This is a genomic window from Bacillus sp. AK128, assembly GCF_053903075.1.
This window is the reverse complement of the sequence record NZ_CP096379.1, coordinates 564,071-582,425: the sequence shown is the minus strand read 5'-3', so window position 1 is coordinate 582,425 and position 18,355 is coordinate 564,071. Positions and strand designations below refer to the sequence as shown.

Annotated in this window: 17 protein-coding genes; all 17 read right to left on the bottom strand. The window is 33.8% G+C overall.

Translation table 11 applies throughout. The annotated features are described in order from the left end of the window. Positions 1 to 122: 122 nt before the first annotated feature. Positions 123 to 1,307, bottom strand: a complete 1,185-nt coding sequence (gene pseC / locus M1D60_RS02545) for a UDP-4-amino-4,6-dideoxy-N-acetyl-beta-L-altrosamine transaminase (RefSeq protein WP_456277658.1) — start codon at positions 1,305 to 1,307, stop codon at positions 123 to 125. Between the two features lie 25 nt (positions 1,308 to 1,332). Further along, positions 1,333 to 2,274, bottom strand: coding sequence for a GDP-mannose 4,6-dehydratase (locus tag M1D60_RS02540; RefSeq protein WP_456277657.1), 942 nt, complete (start codon positions 2,272 to 2,274; stop codon positions 1,333 to 1,335). A gap of 16 nt (positions 2,275 to 2,290) precedes the next feature. Then, on the bottom strand, positions 2,291 to 3,340 hold the full coding sequence (pseI, locus tag M1D60_RS02535; RefSeq protein ID WP_456277656.1) for a pseudaminic acid synthase: 1,050 nt from the start codon (positions 3,338 to 3,340) through the stop codon (positions 2,291 to 2,293). Next, entirely contained in the window at positions 3,337 to 4,380 is a 1,044-nt protein-coding gene (gene pseG, locus M1D60_RS02530; protein WP_456277655.1) for a UDP-2,4-diacetamido-2,4,6-trideoxy-beta-L-altropyranose hydrolase, read from the bottom strand. The genes pseI and pseG overlap by 4 nt, the downstream gene beginning before the upstream one ends. Before the next feature lie 9 nt (positions 4,381 to 4,389). Further along, positions 4,390 to 5,118 (bottom strand): cytidylyltransferase domain-containing protein, encoded by a 729-nt coding sequence (locus M1D60_RS02525; protein ID WP_456277654.1) that lies wholly within the window; start codon positions 5,116 to 5,118, stop codon positions 4,390 to 4,392. A gap of 17 nt (positions 5,119 to 5,135) precedes the next feature. Beyond that, a complete protein-coding gene (locus M1D60_RS02520; protein ID WP_456277653.1) occupies positions 5,136 to 6,101 on the bottom strand; it encodes an ATP-grasp domain-containing protein in 966 nt (321 codons plus the stop codon). A 12-nt stretch (positions 6,102 to 6,113) separates the two neighbouring features. Further along, positions 6,114 to 6,749, bottom strand: a complete 636-nt coding sequence (locus tag M1D60_RS02515) for an HAD family hydrolase (protein ID WP_456277652.1) — start codon at positions 6,747 to 6,749, stop codon at positions 6,114 to 6,116. A 23-nt stretch (positions 6,750 to 6,772) separates the two neighbouring features. Continuing rightward, positions 6,773 to 6,955: a hypothetical protein gene (locus tag M1D60_RS02510; protein ID WP_456277651.1), complete on the bottom strand. Its 183-nt coding sequence runs from the start codon at positions 6,953 to 6,955 to the stop codon at positions 6,773 to 6,775. Between the two features lie 168 nt (positions 6,956 to 7,123). After that, positions 7,124 to 8,284, bottom strand: a complete 1,161-nt coding sequence (glf, locus tag M1D60_RS02505) for a UDP-galactopyranose mutase (protein ID WP_456277650.1) — start codon at positions 8,282 to 8,284, stop codon at positions 7,124 to 7,126. 53 nt (positions 8,285 to 8,337) lie between these two features. Continuing rightward, positions 8,338 to 8,826 carry a glycosyltransferase family 9 protein gene (locus tag M1D60_RS02500; protein WP_456277649.1) on the bottom strand — a complete coding sequence of 163 codons (489 nt, stop codon included), beginning with the start codon at positions 8,824 to 8,826 and terminating at the stop codon, positions 8,338 to 8,340. 12 nt (positions 8,827 to 8,838) lie between these two features. Then, entirely contained in the window at positions 8,839 to 9,741 is a 903-nt protein-coding gene (locus tag M1D60_RS02495; protein WP_456277648.1) for a glycosyltransferase family 2 protein, read from the bottom strand. Beyond that, complete coding sequence (locus tag M1D60_RS02490) at positions 9,738 to 11,090, bottom strand: glycosyltransferase family 2 protein (RefSeq protein WP_456277647.1); 1,353 nt, start codon at positions 11,088 to 11,090, stop codon at positions 9,738 to 9,740. Before M1D60_RS02490 ends, M1D60_RS02495 begins: the two co-directional genes overlap by 4 nt. A gap of 15 nt (positions 11,091 to 11,105) precedes the next feature. Next, positions 11,106 to 12,113, bottom strand: coding sequence for a glycosyltransferase (locus tag M1D60_RS02485; protein WP_456277646.1), 1,008 nt, complete (start codon positions 12,111 to 12,113; stop codon positions 11,106 to 11,108). A 1-nt stretch (position 12,114) separates the two neighbouring features. Continuing rightward, a complete protein-coding gene (locus M1D60_RS02480) occupies positions 12,115 to 14,556 on the bottom strand; it encodes a hypothetical protein (RefSeq protein ID WP_456277645.1) in 2,442 nt (813 codons plus the stop codon). 29 nt (positions 14,557 to 14,585) lie between these two features. Beyond that, entirely contained in the window at positions 14,586 to 16,229 is a 1,644-nt protein-coding gene (locus M1D60_RS02475) for a glycosyltransferase (RefSeq protein WP_456277644.1), read from the bottom strand. 16 nt (positions 16,230 to 16,245) lie between these two features. Continuing rightward, the gene (locus M1D60_RS02470) at positions 16,246 to 17,367 is read right to left on the bottom strand and encodes a glycosyltransferase (RefSeq protein ID WP_456277643.1); all 1,122 of its coding nucleotides are present in this window, start codon (positions 17,365 to 17,367) and stop codon (positions 16,246 to 16,248) included. A 278-nt stretch (positions 17,368 to 17,645) separates the two neighbouring features. Beyond that, complete coding sequence (locus tag M1D60_RS02465; RefSeq protein WP_456279334.1) at positions 17,646 to 17,993, bottom strand: hypothetical protein; 348 nt, start codon at positions 17,991 to 17,993, stop codon at positions 17,646 to 17,648. Positions 17,994 to 18,355: the final 362 nt, after the last annotated feature.

Below are 18,355 nucleotides of genomic sequence, written 5' to 3'. Positions count from 1 at the left end.
AATTCCCTCCCTTCAGAAAAATTATCCACTCTTTGTATATATCGGAAATTTAAAGGGAAGTTTTTACATCAAAAGGAATATTTTTTATATATTTTTGTCACAAAAACAGGTCTAATTAACTATTACATTTTTAACGAATAAAAATGTAACACTTTCTTAATACCTGAAACAACATCCTTAATATCTTTGTCTGACATTTTCGGAAAGAGAGGAACCGTTATCGCTTGCTCATACCAGTTTTCAGCGACAGGACATTCACCTCTTACATGCCCTAACTCTTGATAATAAGGCTGCAAATGTACAGGGATATAATGAACATGTACGCCTATGTTTTCAGCTCGAATTGCTTCAAAAATTTCTCTTCTTCCTACTGAAAACTTTTCTAAATCTAATGTAATCATATATAAATGCCAGCCTGAGACTGTTTCTTCTAATTGATGAGGGGTATTCACACCATCAATATTACTGAATTCTTCGTTATAAAGAGTAGCTATTTCTCTTCTTTTTTCAAGGAATTGATCTAGCTTATCTAGTTGCGATATCCCCAGTGAAGCCTGAAGATCAGTCATTCGATAATTATAGCCAAGCTCAACCATCTCATAGTACCAAGGACCTTCATCCTTAGAGAGGTTTTGATTCTTAATACCATGTGAGCGAAATAGTCTAAGCTTTTCTGCATATTCCGATGAATTAGTAACAATCATTCCACCTTCACCTGTTGTTATATGCTTAACCGGATGAAAGCTAAACATCGTCATATCAGCTTGTGTTCCGACTTTTCTCTCCTGATATACAGCACCAATAGAATGTGCTCCATCTTCTATCACAACAAGATTATGTTTATGAGCGATCTCCAATATTTCCTTTATATCAACAGGCTGACCCGTGAAATCTACGGGAATAATTGCTTTAGTTTTAGAAGTAATCTTCCGTTTAATCTCTTTCGGATCAATATTATAAGTACGAGGGTCGATATCAGCAAAAACAGGATATGCCCCCATATACCTAGCACAATTAGCACTAGCCACAAACGTAATTGGAGAGGTAATAACTTCATCCCCTTCTGTGATCCCCGCTGCAAAGCAGGCTGCGTGTAATGCAGCCGTCCCATTTGTAAAAGCAACCGCATATTTAGCTCCTACATATTTGGCAACTTTCTCTTCAAATTCTGTAATTTTAGGACCTTGTGTTAAGTAAGGACTTTTCAACGTCTCAACTACCGCTTCGATATCCTCATCCTCAATCCACTGCTGTCCATAGCTTAAAAAAGAATCTCTTATAGGTTTCCCACCATGTATTGCAAGCATTTTTTTACCCTCCTAAAAAAGTCACCTATATTAGGTGACTTTGCTTCATCCACTCTTCCGTTCTACGAATTCCTTCTTCTAGTGAAACCTTAGGCTTCCAACCTAAAAGCTCACTGGCCTTTTGAAAATTACAAAGTAGCTTTTGAATTTCGCTTTGTGGATGAATATGTTCTACATGTTGAATTTTTTTCTGGTCACTTAGGACTAGCATCGCTAAGTCATTAACAGAAATATCTCTACCTAAACCAGCATTAACAATTTCACCATTTACTTTTTCTGAATATCCAGCTTGGACAACAAAATCAGCGCAATCATCTACAAATAGTAGATCTCTAGTTTGCGTACCATCACCATAAATTTGAACACCTTCACCAGCTAGTTTCTTCTTAATAAAGATGGCTACTACCCCACCTTCACCACCTGTTTTCTGAAAAGGTCCATATGTATTAAAAGGTCGAATGACAACAGTAGGTAATCCATATGCATGATAATATGAAAGCACCATATTTTCGGCAGCTATTTTAGATCCTGCATAAGGTGATGCTGGCTTAATAGGGTGTGCCTCGGTTATTCCTGTTTCATCTAAACACCTGTCATAAACCATACATGTACTCATAAAGACCATTTTAACCTGATGCTTTCTACATTGTTCTAACAGATAAAATGTTCCTAATGTATCATTATTGAAAGTGGTTCTTGGGTCATCTATCGAGTCTTGAACATTTATAGAAGCAGCTAAATGGTAGCATATATCAAATGTATTGCTCGAGAAGAGGGAGGCTAACAATCCCTCATCTTTTATATCCCCGTGGATAAAATCTTCTAAATCTGTTCTAAACTCACTAAGATTTTCTTCTCTTCCATTTGATAGGTCATCTAGTACCCAAACCTTATGACCATCGTGCAAAAGTTTTTTTGCGACCGTTCTTCCTATGAAACCAGCACCGCCAGTTAATAATACGTTCATTATAATTCCCCTCCTTCTAGAACAAATCCCAAGATGCAGGAGTTCCTTTCTTCACATGCTTTGACACTTTTTTACCAAGTAATTGCTCAAGATATTTGGGTGGCAATCCTTGTCCAGGTCGTATGGCTCGAAGGTTTTCTTTGGTCAATAGATCTCCTGGTTGTAAATCATGAGCGATATAAAGTGAGCGTCGATGCATCATAGATGGCTTCTCATCCTTCGTTGGACCATATGCAACTTTACCAAGACTAAGCCACGCCTTCTCTGCTTCCTCTACAAGCATTTTCATTTCAGCTGGTTCCATCGAAAACACTGAATCTACTCCACCTTCAACACGAGAAGTAGTAAAATGTTTTTCAATAACAGTAGCACCCAATGCAACACTTGCTACCCCAACTCCAATTCCTAACGTATGATCAGATAGCCCTACCTGACATTGAAAAAGCTCCTCTAAATGAGGAAGAGTATGTAAATTAGAATTTCCTGGTGAAGCTGGATAGGTACTTGTACACTTTAACAAGACAAGGTCTTTACAACCAGCCTCTCTTGCAGCTCTTACCGTTTCATCTAGCTCAGCAACTGTTGCCATTCCAGTGGATATAATCAGAGGTTTCCCCGTAGATGCTGCTTTTTGAATAAGTGGCAAGTCGGTGTTCTCAAAAGATGCTACCTTGTAGCAAGGAACATCCAATTCCTCTAAAAAGTCTACAGCCGTTTCATCAAACGGGGTACTAAAGGCAATCATGCCTAATTCTTTGGCACGCTTAAATATAGGCTCATGCCATTCCCACGGTGTATAGGCTTCTTGATACAGCTTATATAAGGAGTTTCCTTTCCAAAGATTATTCGGGTCATCAATAAAGAACTCTCCTGAATCAATGTCTAATGTCATCGTATCAGCCGTATATGTCTGAAGCTTTAACGCATCAGCACCTGCTTTTGCTGCTTCTTCAACAATTCGCAGTGCCTTTTCTAACGAGTGACTATGGTTACCGGACATTTCTGCAATGATAAAGGGCTTGTGGTTTTTACCTATTTTTCGTCCTGCAATTGAAAATTCCTTCATGTGATTAAATCCTCCATAATGGCTTGTATTAATGGATGTCTCTGTTTATTTTCACTATTAATCAAAGAAAGTGATTTCTCACTGATTCTCCTTAATACATCTCGGTGATGTATGACTTCATTTAAAGTATCGGCTATTTTCTCAGATGTTACACCCTCGTGCCATCCAAGATTCATGATTGCTCCATAATTAAATGCTGCATCAGAAGACATTCTTTGGTTTTCAGCAACAATTGTGACGATGGAAGGAAGCCCTAAATAACAACGTTCCCACATTGTTACCCCACCTGCACCTAAGGAAAGATCAGCAGTCTCCATTAGCTCTGAAAGAAAATTAATTTGTTGATGGTAATGATAATTATTTTTCATGCAAATGGATTGTATGTATTCCTTCTTAGGGTTCGCGTCTCCTACAACTACATGAATAGAAATAGGTTGAAAAGTTAGCATTTCTAGTGCCTTTAACGTCTTCTCTGTTTCGTTCGTCGGATCACTACCACCATAAAAGACTAATAAATTTTTAATAGTGCCTTCCCGGACATACCGCTTTCTACTATAAAACTCATCTCTTAATATTAATCCAGTTGGACCTAGAATTAACTCAGTATCTCGGTCGACTAATCCCTTATACCTGTTCTCGTAGTTACCGTAATAATTTTGGTCTAGTAACACATTACAACTATGCTTTCGATTTGCCAAGTCATCAATGACATACAGTTTCTTAATTTGGCTTTTAACTATTACTTCCCATATGTGATTGATTTCGTAATGATCAACAATGATTGATTGAATTCTAGCCTTATCTATAATCTGCAGTGTCTCGGCTGCATCATGCTCACTATCGAATTTTACGGTATTTGAAAGTGAAAATACTGTAAATCCACTAGCTTGAATCGTATTAATAATATTTCCTTCCAACGGACGACAAATAAAAAAGGAAGTGACTCCTTCCTTTTTTAACTGATGTGCTAAATTTAAACATCTCATTACATGGCCCGTACCAATTTGAACGGATGAGTCCACTCGAAAACCAATTTTCATAACAATCACCTATTTGACAGCTTTTTGCTCAATATGAGCATTAAGCTTAGCTATTTCAGGATGTTCTTGAAGATACTTTATCACCATTTTTGAAGATACTAGCTTGTCCCCTTCAAAATGTTCGGCTACCTTCGAACATACTTGATAGTCTTCTTCTGTGTCTAAAGTGATTCGGAGAGAAGGATCTTGTAATTGCTCAGCTGGTGTATAGGTTGAATGTGTAAACTCCTCTTCATGCTCATATCCGTAGTATGTAACATGCTCACGGTGATACGGTTCCTTCCCGTTTTCATCAATATACGTTAAAGCCTTAAATGAAAACATCTCTACTACTAAACCACGAGGTAAATTTTCTTGCTCTACTTTTATATAGTCGACTGGATGTAGTTTCATCTTTTCAACTAGTTCATTCGCCATTTCATAATCAACAAACGGGCAATCAGCGGTTACACGGATCACATAGTCAGGCTGATATGGCTTGGCAGCTTCCATGTAACGTGAAAGAACATCGTCTTCAGATCCCCGGAAGTAGGTTATATTGTTTTCATCGCACCATTTTGCAATAGGCGTGTCTCCATCTAAAGTTGATGTTGCTACAATGACGTCTGATATGTTAATTACTTGTCTACACCTAGTGATTACATAATCCAAAACCTTACTTTGGCCTAGTGGCATTAAAACCTTTCCTGGTAGTCTTGATGAACCCATACGGGCTTGGATGATAATAAGGGTTTTCAACAAATCAGCCCCTTTAACTATTCTTCTTTTATAAAGGTATCCGACGGGTAACGGACCATTTTAATCTCTTTCTCAGATCGACGAAATGGATATTGTTCTAATTCTTCTCCCATAGATTCTAGGAAGAACCAATAAAAACTATCCAATCCCGCTTCAATACTTAGAGTCGAAGCACCCCCGAACCGTGTATTGCATTCAATGATATGTATTTGATTATTGTTATCTATAAATAGCTGTAAAACAATATGTCCATAAAAAGTGAAGGCTTGTACAAACTGTTGTATGATGTTATTTATTTTTTCATCGTAAAAGGTACTAGTTATTTGTGATTCTCCATTAACAACGACTTCTCTTCTTCTTAGGATGTTTCCCTTTAATAGACCATTTTTATCGATATATGCATCAACACTAACTTCTACACCATTAATATAAGACTGGAAAATGGGATGATTAAGCTTTTTAGCGTACTCAATAGCTTCTTCTTTACTTAGATTGAATCCAATTGAGGATGATCCCGCACCGTAACGCTCCTTTACGACAAATAACCTCTCATCTAAATCATCTATGCTATCAGCCGTATGAATACAAGGTAAATCATTGCTTTTTAACCCTTTATAAAATAAATATTTGTCCAAACAAAAAGTTACCGTTTCTACATTTGAAACTATAACGGAAATACCAGCTTCCTTTAATACTTCTTTATGTTTTGCAAAAAAGGTAAGTTCACCGTCTCTCGTAGGAATTACAAATTTAATACCATGGTCCTTACAAGCTGTTATAAAGTCCGCGATGTTTATATCATTTATCTTAGAAAGTGGAATCATTCCATCAACAAAATAATAACCTATACAGGTTAGATCAAGGTCCGAGCCATACACCAAAGCTGATGGTTCAATTTGATGCAATGCTTTTTTAACTGCTTTTATTAAGGGTACTTTTTTTGAGATGCTCATGATTAAAACATTACTTGTTTCTTCTCTCATATGCATTTCCTTTCAGGGCATTAATTCCTCTAAGGAATAAATAATCCGATCCGCTTCATAGTGAGGTTCCAATCTAGTCTCCATATGATCACCAATCGGCCGAATAATTCGAATCGTTTTCATCCCAAGCTTCCTAGCCGTAATAAAGTCCTTATTAGGATTATCACCAATGTAAACACAGTCAGAAAATTCTAGACCTAAGCATTCAACAGCTTTTCGGTATGGAGTTTCGGCTGGTTTCCAGTGTTCATCGCCTAGGTCACCTGTTACGATGATGCAGTCAAAAACATTTTCTAGTTCTAGTGCTTTAATTTTTGACCACTGCATTTTTGAATTTCCATCTGTAACTAAACCTATTTTAACATTAGTTAATTTTAGATGTTTTAATAAAATGTTTGCGTCTTCATATAAAGAAAGAGTGGGTCTGTGTTCTCTATAAATTTGAACTAGATTGGAAATATTAGTAAGGATCCCTAGCGAATCACATACGGAATTGAAAATTCTACCTCTTCCATTCTTTTTCCATTCTTGAATAATTAAATCATATATAAAAGAAGTCTTTATATCACAGTGTTTTGAAAGTTCAGTAGCTACCTTATAAAAACCCGACATAACATATTCATGTTCAGTATAAAGTGTATCATCCAAGTCAAATATATATCCCTTGTACTTCATAGGTTTACTAGACATTTACTTAAATTGATTTTTTTCTCATTCAAGTCAATAAACAAACCGATAATGATTTCTATTGTTAGTTCGGCTTTATTTATTCTTATTTCACGTTTTGTGTCTGAAGGAAACTCAAAGAAAAATAGATTCTCGGTTATTGTTTTTATTTCTTTTCTTAGAAGCAAAACTATCCTCTCCTGAAATAATTTGTCTTTTTAGTAGCTTTTTCACCTTTATACTTTTTCACCTTTATAATTAAAATTCTATAAAACATAAATGCTCTGTATAAATAAGAATTTATTTCCTAAGAACCCCTAAATTTACGTAATTCTTCTGTTCAGTGTTTGCAATCCTCACATTCTAAATTCCTCCCTAAATGCCTTTAAAGATCTTGCAACCACTGCATCCATGTCATAATATTTATATTCTGCTAATCTTCCTATAAAAATTACATTTTCTAATCCCTTAGCTCTTTTTTTGTACTCATTATAACGCTCAAGATTCTCCTTTTTGGGTACCGGATAATAAGGAATATCTTTGCCTTTTACTTTTCTATCATAATCCTGCGGATATTCCCTAACAATTGTCGATGAAGGATGGACTTGGCCAGTAATATGCTTGAACTCTGTTATTCGAGTATAATCATATTCATTTGGATAATTGACTGTACCGACGCTTTGAAAATATTCCTTTTCGACGTTATCAAAGTGAAATTTTAATGATCTATACGGTAATTCTCCATATTCATATTGAAAGAATTCATCAATTTTTCCAGTAAATATAATCTTTCCATGAAAAGGGGAGTCAAAAAGTTTTGTTGTTCCTTTTTCCAAATCTACTTGGAGTACATCTTTATAATCAGTATTTAATAATATTTTTATATTAGGGGAGTCTAGAAGTTTCTCCACCATTCTAGTATATCCGTGTTTAGGAACCCCTTGATAGGCATCTTGAAAATATCGAGTATCTTTAGATATATAAATAGGTACTCTTCCCGTTACTGTCGGATCCAGTTCTTCTGGAGTAACACCCCACTGCTTTTTCGTGTAATGAAGGAATACTTTTTCATAAATATAATCAGCTAATAATTGTAATTCAGAATCCTCTGTTTCTTTTAGCTTTAAAATAGGTACTTTTACATTAAATCCAAATGTACGTATAAGCTTTTCCTCAATTGGACGTGCAACGCTTTCAGGAAATACCTCATATAAAGAATGGATATTAAAAGGAATAGGAATAAACTTACCATCAACAGATCCCATAACACGATGGTGGTATTCATGCCACTCAGTAAACTGAGACAAATAATTCCACACTTCTTTTGATCTAGTATGGAAAAGATGAGGGCCGTAATTATGAATTAATACACCCTCATTATCATATGAGTCATAAGTATTTCCAGCAATATGATTTCGCTTTTCGATAATAATTACATTTTTATTTAAAACATTAGCAATTCTTTCAGCAAATACAGCTCCTGCTAGACCTGAACCAACAATAATATAATCAATCACAAGAAACACCACCTTTTTTTAAAGTCTTCTTCATATTAAATATTCGACGTATGTTACACTCTGTTTTTTAATCTAGCCAATTTAAACGGTAGAATAATGGATAAAAGTATAGAAATGGGTATTGTTAGACCAAGAGATAGTAAAGATAACAAAAAGTGTTTTAGCGCAATTAATACAATATTTAAAGTTGTTAATGATCTTATTTCAGAAACTAAGTTACAAACAAATCTTTGTTTTGCAGGAATAGTCAAGGCAAATAAAAAAACATTATAAAATCCTTTGCCAGATAAATTAGTTACAGGAATGATAATTGCATCATACCCTTCTTGTTGAAGGAGCTTCACTTTATGCTTGTACTTAAATGATTGCTTAAATGGGTATATGATTATATTTGAAATATCTTTATATTTCTCGGCAAGCTTTGCACCATGCTCGTGAGTTAAAAGGTCAATTGTGTATCCTGAGAAGGATTTCTTTATTTCTAGCAAATTTTTATCTAGCTGTTGCATAGGAACAGATCTTATAATTAAAAGTTTCTTCACACTTAATATCTCCTATCTAAAAAATGTAAAAACTAAATCGAATGAAGTTCTCATCCTATTCACAAGTTCTGCACTAAGAGGTTTACGTTTCCCCTTAAGTTTTTCAGTATTCGAATAAGCTGAATAGAATGCTTTTAAATAGACCAGTGTTCTTTGTTCAAATGAATGGAATATACACTTATTAAATAGAGAGACTGTTTCTTTAATAGCAATATTTATTGGGTAATACTTCCATATAATCCAAAAAGCATTTCTTGTGTAATAGTACGGTGCTCTCCATGATGCTCTATTTACGGGTGAATACTTGTGATAGGAGACAATAGTAGAAAAAAATTTGATATGAAAACCTTCATTCATAATTCTAAAAGCAGTATCAAGCTCATTATGATAAAGGAAAAATTCCTCTGGATAGTACCCAATTTTTCTGAATAAATTACTTCTAATACCTACACCAGCACCATTAAATCCCAAGACATAATTACTAGCTGAAGCTATTGGATGATTGGTTTCATCTTTAGTGTCCCTTCTTATGTCATCATAAGTATAGAAATTTCTAACATCAAACGCTACTCCCCCCAGGTAAGGATCCTGTTCAAATTGTTCCACCATTAGAGTTAGAGCATTCCTCGCAGGAAATGAGTCATCATCAATAATAATGATATAATCTCCTTTGGCATTTTCAAAACCTATGTTATATGCTTCTATCCCTATATTTTTATACATTCGTATAAGCTTCACATCTGGGAATTCTGTTTCAACCATATCCTGAGTGCCGTCATTTGAAGCATTATCAACCACTATTACTTCAAAAGGATTATAGCAAACCTCATTTATTCGAATTAAACTTTCACGTACGTCTTCTTTTCTGTTCCAAGCTAGCATCACAATACTAACTAAAGGAGATTGATTGTTCATACTTGATTCCTTTCAATAGAGGATTGCTTATGTTCCATAAAACGCTGCTTTAAAACAGGTAGAAACACATTCTTATTAAAATTGTAAATATTCTTATAACTCTTTACATACTGAACATCTTCTTCATTTAGGATAATATTGAAATACTGATCCACATAAACATTAATATCATTAGAAAATTCTACTTCTAAAACATGCTGACATACCTTAATAACTGGTGTGTTATCCATATCATTACGGTGTAAATCTATATTGTGACACTGCTTATCCAATATATATTCGGTATATTGTTTATCTTCAAGATAAATGGATGTATTGAAATTGATCAAAATTTTCTCGACTACTGCACGTAAGATATGCGGAGCACAATTAGTTACTAATATAACTGACGATTGGTTTCGCATAAAATTTGTAAAGCGGTCCTCAACCTTTTCTCGCTCAAAAATGCGTCCGTAAATTGCTTCTCCTCGAACTCCAAGCAAAGCATCCTCAACCGCAAGCAATATTGTTTTTGCAACATTATATTGCTTGTTGTAGTTACACATATAGATTGCCTGATACATCTCTTCACTTAGCCGCTCTGCGAAGAGGTCTAATTTTTCTATTTCTAAATTAGATATAAAAAAGTTAATACGGTTCCTCCAAAAATAATATGTCGAGAAGGTATTCGCCTTTACCCCTGCCCCCATCTTATGCCACACCTTTGATGAAGACAAAGCTATCACTTTATATGCAGACTGTTTAAAACGGTAAAACCACTCTATATCATCCCAGTAAATAAAACAACTTTCATCTAATAAACCAACATCCTTGATTGCTGCCGTTCTAACCAATACAGAACATGCAGGGACGTAGTCACATTCTACTATTTCTGAAATTCCGATGTTGTCCTTTTCTCCTTTATAAAAAGGGTGTATATAAAACCTTTCCCAATCGATCTCGGCGCCTAATTCCTGTAAGTATTCTGGTTCATAATATGAATAAAGCTTTGAACCCACTGCTCCAACAGTAGGGTGTTCTTCCATGAACATAAAGGAGTTATAGAGGGCATCCTTATCGAGTATTACGTCATTATCCAATAAATGAGTATATTTATAATTATTAGCAAGTGCCCATTTAATGCCTGTATTGAATCCACCAGAACCCCCTAGATTTACGTTATTTACCAATAACTTAACCTGAGTGGGATATGTTCTTCTAATTGCCTCGACAGATTCATCGGAAGATGCGTTATCAACAACAATGATATCCAAATCTTTAAAAGAAGAGCTTAATACAGACTCTATACAATTTAGTACATCTTCTTTTTTATTCCAATTACAAATAACAACTGCAATAGATTTATTCACATTTAATTCTCCTTATTACCAAAACGGGATAAAATCTTTTGAATATACCAATTGTAATGACTCTAGAAAATGGGTAGCCTCTTCTCTTCCTGGCTGGGATGCTATTATAATAAAGTCGAATGACCAATCTTGAATATCTTCTGGATTATGGACCTTTACACCCTCAATCATTTTACCCCATTTATTCATATCCTTGTCTACAAAACCTTTAACCTTATAGCCTTCTTCAGTTATTGCATGATAAAGTAATTGCCCACCATTCCCAGCTCCCCAAATTAGAATATTACTATCTCTAGCCAATAGTACATGGTTCTTTAAGTAGGTAGCCTTTATCTTAGCGTCTACTAGACGTTGCTTTTGATTATAAGTGGAAGAAAGTTGATTAGAATGAATTCGATATTTCAATAATCTTTCAGTTAATTTATACATCTTTCCAAAGCCAGAGAGGCGAATAAAAAGTTCATAATCTTCAGCCAGTTGAAATTGGGGTTTGTACAACCCTGTAGCTAATATCGACTCGCTTCGAAACATAACAGAAGGGTGATTTAAACAATTACCTATAGGGAGTGTTTTACGAATTTCTTCATCGGAATGGGCACTATTATACCATTCTTGAAACTCTTGTATAATGCCACCTTTAATATCGGTTTCATGTGTAAACGTTTCAATATTAGAAGCAACTAGGACATATTCCTTATTTTGTTCTAAGAAATTAAATTGAGATTCTAATCTAGTAGGGAATGAAATATCATCAGCATCCATTCGGGCGATGTATTTTCCTTTAGCTAATTTAATCCCTTTATTAAGTGCACTTACAATTCCTTGATTTTCTTCTTGATATACAATAATAATTCTTGAATCTGTAAGTCTTTTTAAGTAATTACTCGTTCCATCTGAGGACCCATCATCTATAATTATAAATTCAAAATCCTTGAATGTTTGTTTTAAGATTGACTTTACCGAATCTTCAATCCATTTTAAGCCGTTGTATACAGGCATTAAAACTGTGATTTTAGGGGCCATATTAATACACATCCTTCAAAGAATATGGTGTAAATATAATAGGCTCTACCCCCTTGTTATATTTTTCTTTAATTGTTTGTCTTATTTCATTAAAATAGGCTAATGATCCTATGACAAAGACTGTTACATTCAATTCATATGCTTTATTTAGGGCTATAATTGGCACCCCATCTATATTCTTTCCCCATAATTCGCTATTACTATCAATAAAGTACTCTACTTTAAGACCGTGGAGTGAGATTATTCCAGCTAACTTTCTTCCAGCTTCACCTGCTCCAAAGATTGAAATAGTTTGATAACCAGCTTCACGAATTCGACTTACCATTTCATTTAAGACAGTGGCATAGTCTCCTTTATAATTCTCTTGAAGGTAGGATTGATAAAAATAAAATGGATACTTCTTTGTCACTACTCCTTGTGGCCAATAAGTACCTCCATACTCCCACCCATTCCTTGTGAACGATAAGTAGTCCTTAACACCCATTTCTCCCATCAATAATGTATCTTCATCCCTACATATTGAAGATACATGATCACTACCAAAATTGTCGTCATGAGTTAATTCTCCTAAGTTGATTGCCTCACTATATGTTGGTATATCGACTACTCTTGAAAGGATCATACCAATTTGTCGTTTTTGACTTAATAGGGAATTTTTTAATTGGGGCTTTTTGTTACATAAGTGATACCACATATCTTGAAATAATAGAACACCTTCAGCACATGCCTTTTTCCATTCTATTTCATCTTTAGTAGTAGGAGTTGACCCGGTAATAGGATAGAGCCTTCCACAATTTTTCTCTAGATAACCAAGAGTAGATCCATCTTCTCCCATTAATAATTCTTCAAAGATTTCGGGACTTCTCTTGATTGAAAGAATAACATCATTATTTTCCCCAGTATTTCCGACGAATCCTCGAATGTCCATACCAGCCAGCATTTTCTCAGTAGTTGCCTTTGTTCCCATTGAAATGAGGTGGGTTAGAAGACTCCCGTTAGGATCTAAGTTTTCTAAGGCCTTATCTAAGAAATACTGAATTGTTCCTCTAAAACCTATATCAACTGTAACTGCTTGACTTACATCCTCAATCATTTGAGTTAAGTAATTTTGGAGGAATTTTTGTTTTTCTCGAATATATTCTCTACTAATGTTTAGTAAGCTCTCTTCAGTGAGGCTTTCAAGAATATAATCCTTAAGTGTTAATGAAGTATTAAATTTAGTATTCCTTGCGTCTAATATGATTGTTTCAAAGTAAGGCCGAAGAGTTTGTGCTGCTTCAGTCTCTATGAATCCAAACATCTCTAAAAAATTACGAATAGTAATATTACGTAAATTAATATAGGGGTGGTGTCCATTTATAACTTTTTCAAAGAATATTTCTAAGTTTTCATCATCAATCACGCTATAAAATGTAGCTTTCCTTGAAACATATAAAGGCTCTACAGAAATTGATTCTCCTCTATGCTTTACTGCTTCTCTTATTACCATTGAGAGTAGATGTCCTTCTCTCATTAATGGGAACACATTCTTTTTATTCTCTTTCAAGCATAAATCCAAGATCCAATCAGCAAATAGACTTAAGAACGGACCTAATACACAAGCTCCAAACTGTACCCAAAACTTATCACTTCTTTTATCATTTACCATTGCACTAGATAATCTTCTTAAAGCAAAAAGTTCTGGTAATAATGTTTCATAGCGAACTTTTTCAAAGGAAAACAAATCGTCAATTTCTTGTGAAAGCACATTATAATGAATAACTCTTATACTGTAATCCTGTGGGACCTTTACATCAGCTAGAAAATTATCACCAATATGTAAAATAGATTCAGGTTTTAGATAAGGAACTGTCTCTAATAGTTTTTGGAATAATAGCCCACTTTGCTTAGATCCCCCCTCAACACTAGATACAAAAATCCCGTTAATCATATTTATATCCAACCCGTTAGTTACCAATATTCTCTCTATCTGTATTTTAGATAGGTACATGTCAGATAGTAAATATATAGGTATTTTTCTGTTAAAAAAAGAATTAATTAAGTCAAAAATCATCGGATTTAAATAACATACTTCTGATTCTATTTCTAGTTCAATCTCTAAAATGAAATCTTGAGTAGCTTGTGTGAAAGGTAATTGTTTGTATATATCTTCTAATGTGACCTCTTGAAAATCATAGGAATTTTCCGTATGTTTTTTTGTTCTCGCAACTCTCTCTGCTTCAATACGTAGTTGTTGGAACTCAAAAGGAGTATAACTCGTCGGTAATATTCCGGAATTTTTAGCTTTCTCGCCTACTTTTATAAAAACATCTATAGGTTTTTCACACGTTCTAAATAGCAAAGTATCAAAGATATCCAAACTTAGTAACTCTATGTCCGTTTCTAACTCTTGAATAAGTGCTAAATATCGATCGCATTTCCATCCATCATCTAAGCTATTCATGTATTCACCTTTTCTTTAAATCAGGTTTATTATTCAAAACTGTATATACCATAGTAAGGAATCTTAATATCCATATATTTCAATTGTGTAATTATCTCAAGTTCCCAATCTGAAACAATTAAAATAGCATCAGAGTTTACTGTTTGAATATCCTTTGGACCTATGATTTTGATTTGGTCAATGGAACTTCCCCACTTTTGACCATCGTTATCTACAAAATAAATAACCTTTATATTATGTTCTAGGAGTTTAGCTGCTACTGTTTTGCCTAATTCCCCAGCTCCAAATACCAAGATATTACTATAGTCCATTGTTTTAAAAAAATCTAAAATGAGGTTTAATTGGATTGGAAGAGTTTCTCTAATGGTTTCTCTCCTCATATATGCTTTGTCAAATTTATTCAGAATTCGTTTATGGAGATCTTTACTTTGCTTGGAATGATGTTTCCTAACCAAATCCTTATATATATTTTGAATCTCTTGGCCAAAAACAGAGGTGGGAGGTAAATCAGGGATTTTATTAGACCATTCCGTTAGTAAATTAGGTTCTTTTATAATTCTTTTAAGTATTACTTCAAGAGCCTCACTATTTCCCACTTCAAACATTGCACCAAATTCATCATGCAAATATTCAGGGATTCCTCCAATTCGTGATCCAATCACAGGAACCTTGTGACGCAATGCTTCTTGTACAACTAAAGGACCTGTTTCAGGACAAACAGATGGCACTACTAAAACATCAATAGAATTAAATATGTTTTCCAAATCGTCTGATTGATATTTCCCCTTAAAAATAATTCGATTATCCTGCTTTGCAATCTCTTCTAATAAACCTCTTCTAAAAGACGATGAAGAGTCACCGTATATATGAAGCTCTATATTTTCTTCTTTTATTCGTGCAAAGGCATCAATTAAGACATGTGGTCCTTTTATGATATATAAACCACCAATAAATCCGAAGATAAGCTTTTCTCTAGCTCGCTCCTCCTTTTTAAAATTCGGATTAGTACGGAGGGCTGGATATATAACCTTTATTTTTTCTTCTCTAATCCCCTCTTTTAATAATTTAGTTTTTAAGGATTTAGAAACTGCGATAATGACATCCACTTTATGTTCCAGTATATTTTTTATAAACATATATCGTTGTATACTTGCATCCTTAACTTCCTCAATAATTTCCTTCTGTTCAGCCTCATCAGTGTAGCAGCCTAGACACTTCTTTCCCTCGTTTGGTCCAGAACATAAGTTATAATGTCGATCCATTAAAAAATTCATCGGACAAATAGTCCAATAATCATGCAACGTTAACACTGTAGCGATCCTTTTCTCTTTTGCAATCGATATCAATGAAGCACCTAAATCAGATAAATGTTGAAAATTCACTATATCAGGTTCGTATTTTTCCAAAAACTGAATAAACTTATCTTCAATTTGTTCTATTTTACAATCCTCTAATAAATTTTTTCGATCGATGGAAATACCTAAATCTCGTTTAACCACATTATAGTGAATTTGGTCTGTATCCATGAACTCTTTAGGTGAATCTTTATCTACAATTATAAAATTAAATACCTGGTTTTGGTCATTTTGAATAACTAACTCTTCATTTAAAGTAAAAATATACCGCGACAAACCATTCAAACCGTAATAGGGGTAAACCTGTGCAATTTTCATAATTAATCCCTCGTTATTATCGAGTGTTGTAACTTTTTAATATAATCTCACTCCAAGACAATATATTAATCATTGTTTTAAGATTCATGTTTGATATTTGCTCTCGTATCTCTTTTTCAAAATCTCCCTCAAAGCATAAAATCAGGGTGTCTATTTGATTACTATTCTCCAAAAGCCAAAGGGGAGTATTAATAGGTGTACCTTGAATCTTATACCCATGTTTACGGACATCATTATCAAGAAAAGTAATGATAGATATTCCGTTACTTTGTAACTCTTTCATTAAGAAGATTCCAACTTGCTTTGTCCCAAAAAGAGCAACTTTTTTAATATTTGCATCTTTCAAGATTCTTGAAGGTTCTTCATTATATACTAATATTTTTTCTAGCCACATTCTAAAAAATTCAATATTTCGATCGTTATCTGTTATAATTTCTTCCTCAAAGTTCATAAAATTTTGTTTAATAATCTCTTTCTTTTCCTCTTTGGCAATCTTCATTGTGTTAGGATTTGATGAAAGCCCCCCTAAACGAAAAGTTGAGATGATTCGATCAACATAAGATGAATGAATGTCGTCTGTTTGAAAGCATTTTAGAAGAAATTCAAAATCGGCAGCAATCCGATAATTATCGTTAAAAGGTCCATGTTTTGAGAAGAGCCCTTTTTTTATAAATGTTGAGGGGTGTGGAGGCATTAAACCCTTCTCAAAATCCTTAAATTGAATAGATTGTCCCAGAAAATAGAAATATTCTGTTTCTTCATCCTTCATAAGAACATTGCCATAAACGATTTGAAGGTCTTTATTCTGTTGAAAAACTCTTACGATGTCATCAATGACGTGCTCATCCTGTATATAATCATCAGAATTTAAAAAGAAAAGGACGTCTCCAGTTGCTAGGTCAATACCCTTATTGAAGGCATCGTATACTCCATTATCTTTTTCCGATACAATCCTACTAATAAAATCTTTATGGCTTAATACAATGTCCATTGTTTTATCAGTTGAAGCCCCGTCCACTATTATATATTCAATATTAGGGTATGTTTGAGAGATTACACTTTGTATCGTTTGTTCTAAATATTTTTCACTATTAAAACAAGCTGTAATTACAGAAATTTTGATACCGTTACTACCCATTCTTTTCTCCCCAAGTTCAACAATTTTTCTCATTCATATTTTGAAATTAGTATTATTTACATAACGTTAGCTATTTGTTTGCTTTTTAACTTTCATTACTTATTACTTAACTACTCTTGTCCTGTAATAGTTTAAATCTCTTAAATGGTCCTGATAGGCATTTCTGATAGAATGGTTCCTTTTATCTTTTCGAGCTTTTTTAACTAAATATTCCAGTTTGTCATTACCTTTTATTTCCAACTTAATGACTTCCCAACCTGTTATAGCTAACAAATCTTCTATATTGTGTTGATGAAAATATGATAAATGGACAATTCTAAACCAGTAATCCCTAAAGGAAGGAAATCTCTGTCCTTAGTTCCCTTAATAGCTGTAAGACTAGGAATTGCAATATAAACCAATATGTCTTTATTAGTTTCCTTATATAACTTTTCTAACACTTGTTTTGGATGATAAAAATGTTCCAAAACATGGGACATAATAACCAATCTGTATTCTTTTAAATCTACGCTTTGTACGTCATAGAAGTCACCTATTATTGGTATATTGAACTGCTTTAGGCTTTCGTTATTTTCACCACCTGGTTCAAAAGCAGCTATTTTTTTGGAGTTATAAACCTCTTGAATTCCTATTAAGTTCCCTCCTCCACCAGCTCCGATTTCAACTACAGATTCAACTGTATTTACATAGTCATGAATGAAGAAAGAAATCTCATATCCTCTTTGTTTAAAGTTTTTATCATTATAATTTAAAGGAGATCCATAATATTTTTCATATTCGTATTTGTAAAACTATCTAACTCTTCTCTTTTAGGTATCGGATTAATATATATAAAACCACAGTCTTTACAAATTACAACTTTTAGGGGCATATTAAACTGAACTTTATGAGTTACGATTTTATACATTGAGCTCGAACATATGTTACAATTAATAATATACGTATTGTAAAATTCATATCTTTATCTCTACCCCTATTAATTTTCGTA

What these genes read in the sequence shown, in the direction of transcription:
- pseC (WP_456277658.1), bottom strand. Translation starts at nt 1,307, where the DNA reads ATGCTTGCAATACATGGTGGGAAACCTATAAGAGATTCTTTTTTAAGC.
- M1D60_RS02540 (WP_456277657.1), bottom strand. Translation starts at nt 2,274, where the DNA reads ATGAACGTATTATTAACTGGCGGTGCTGGTTTCATAGGAAGAACGGTC.
- pseI (WP_456277656.1), bottom strand. Translation starts at nt 3,340, where the DNA reads ATGAAGGAATTTTCAATTGCAGGACGAAAAATAGGTAAAAACCACAAG.
- pseG (WP_456277655.1), bottom strand. Translation starts at nt 4,380, where the DNA reads ATGAAAATTGGTTTTCGAGTGGACTCATCCGTTCAAATTGGTACGGGC.
- M1D60_RS02520 (WP_456277653.1), bottom strand. Translation starts at nt 6,101, where the DNA reads ATGAGAGAAGAAACAAGTAATGTTTTAATCATGAGCATCTCAAAAAAA.
- M1D60_RS02495 (WP_456277648.1), bottom strand. Translation starts at nt 9,741, where the DNA reads ATGAACAATCAATCTCCTTTAGTTAGTATTGTGATGCTAGCTTGGAAC.
- M1D60_RS02485 (WP_456277646.1), bottom strand. Translation starts at nt 12,113, where the DNA reads ATGGCCCCTAAAATCACAGTTTTAATGCCTGTATACAACGGCTTAAAA.
- M1D60_RS02480 (WP_456277645.1), bottom strand. Translation starts at nt 14,556, where the DNA reads ATGAATAGCTTAGATGATGGATGGAAATGCGATCGATATTTAGCACTT.
- M1D60_RS02475 (WP_456277644.1), bottom strand. Translation starts at nt 16,229, where the DNA reads ATGAAAATTGCACAGGTTTACCCCTATTACGGTTTGAATGGTTTGTCG.
- M1D60_RS02470 (WP_456277643.1), bottom strand. Translation starts at nt 17,367, where the DNA reads ATGGGTAGTAACGGTATCAAAATTTCTGTAATTACAGCTTGTTTTAAT.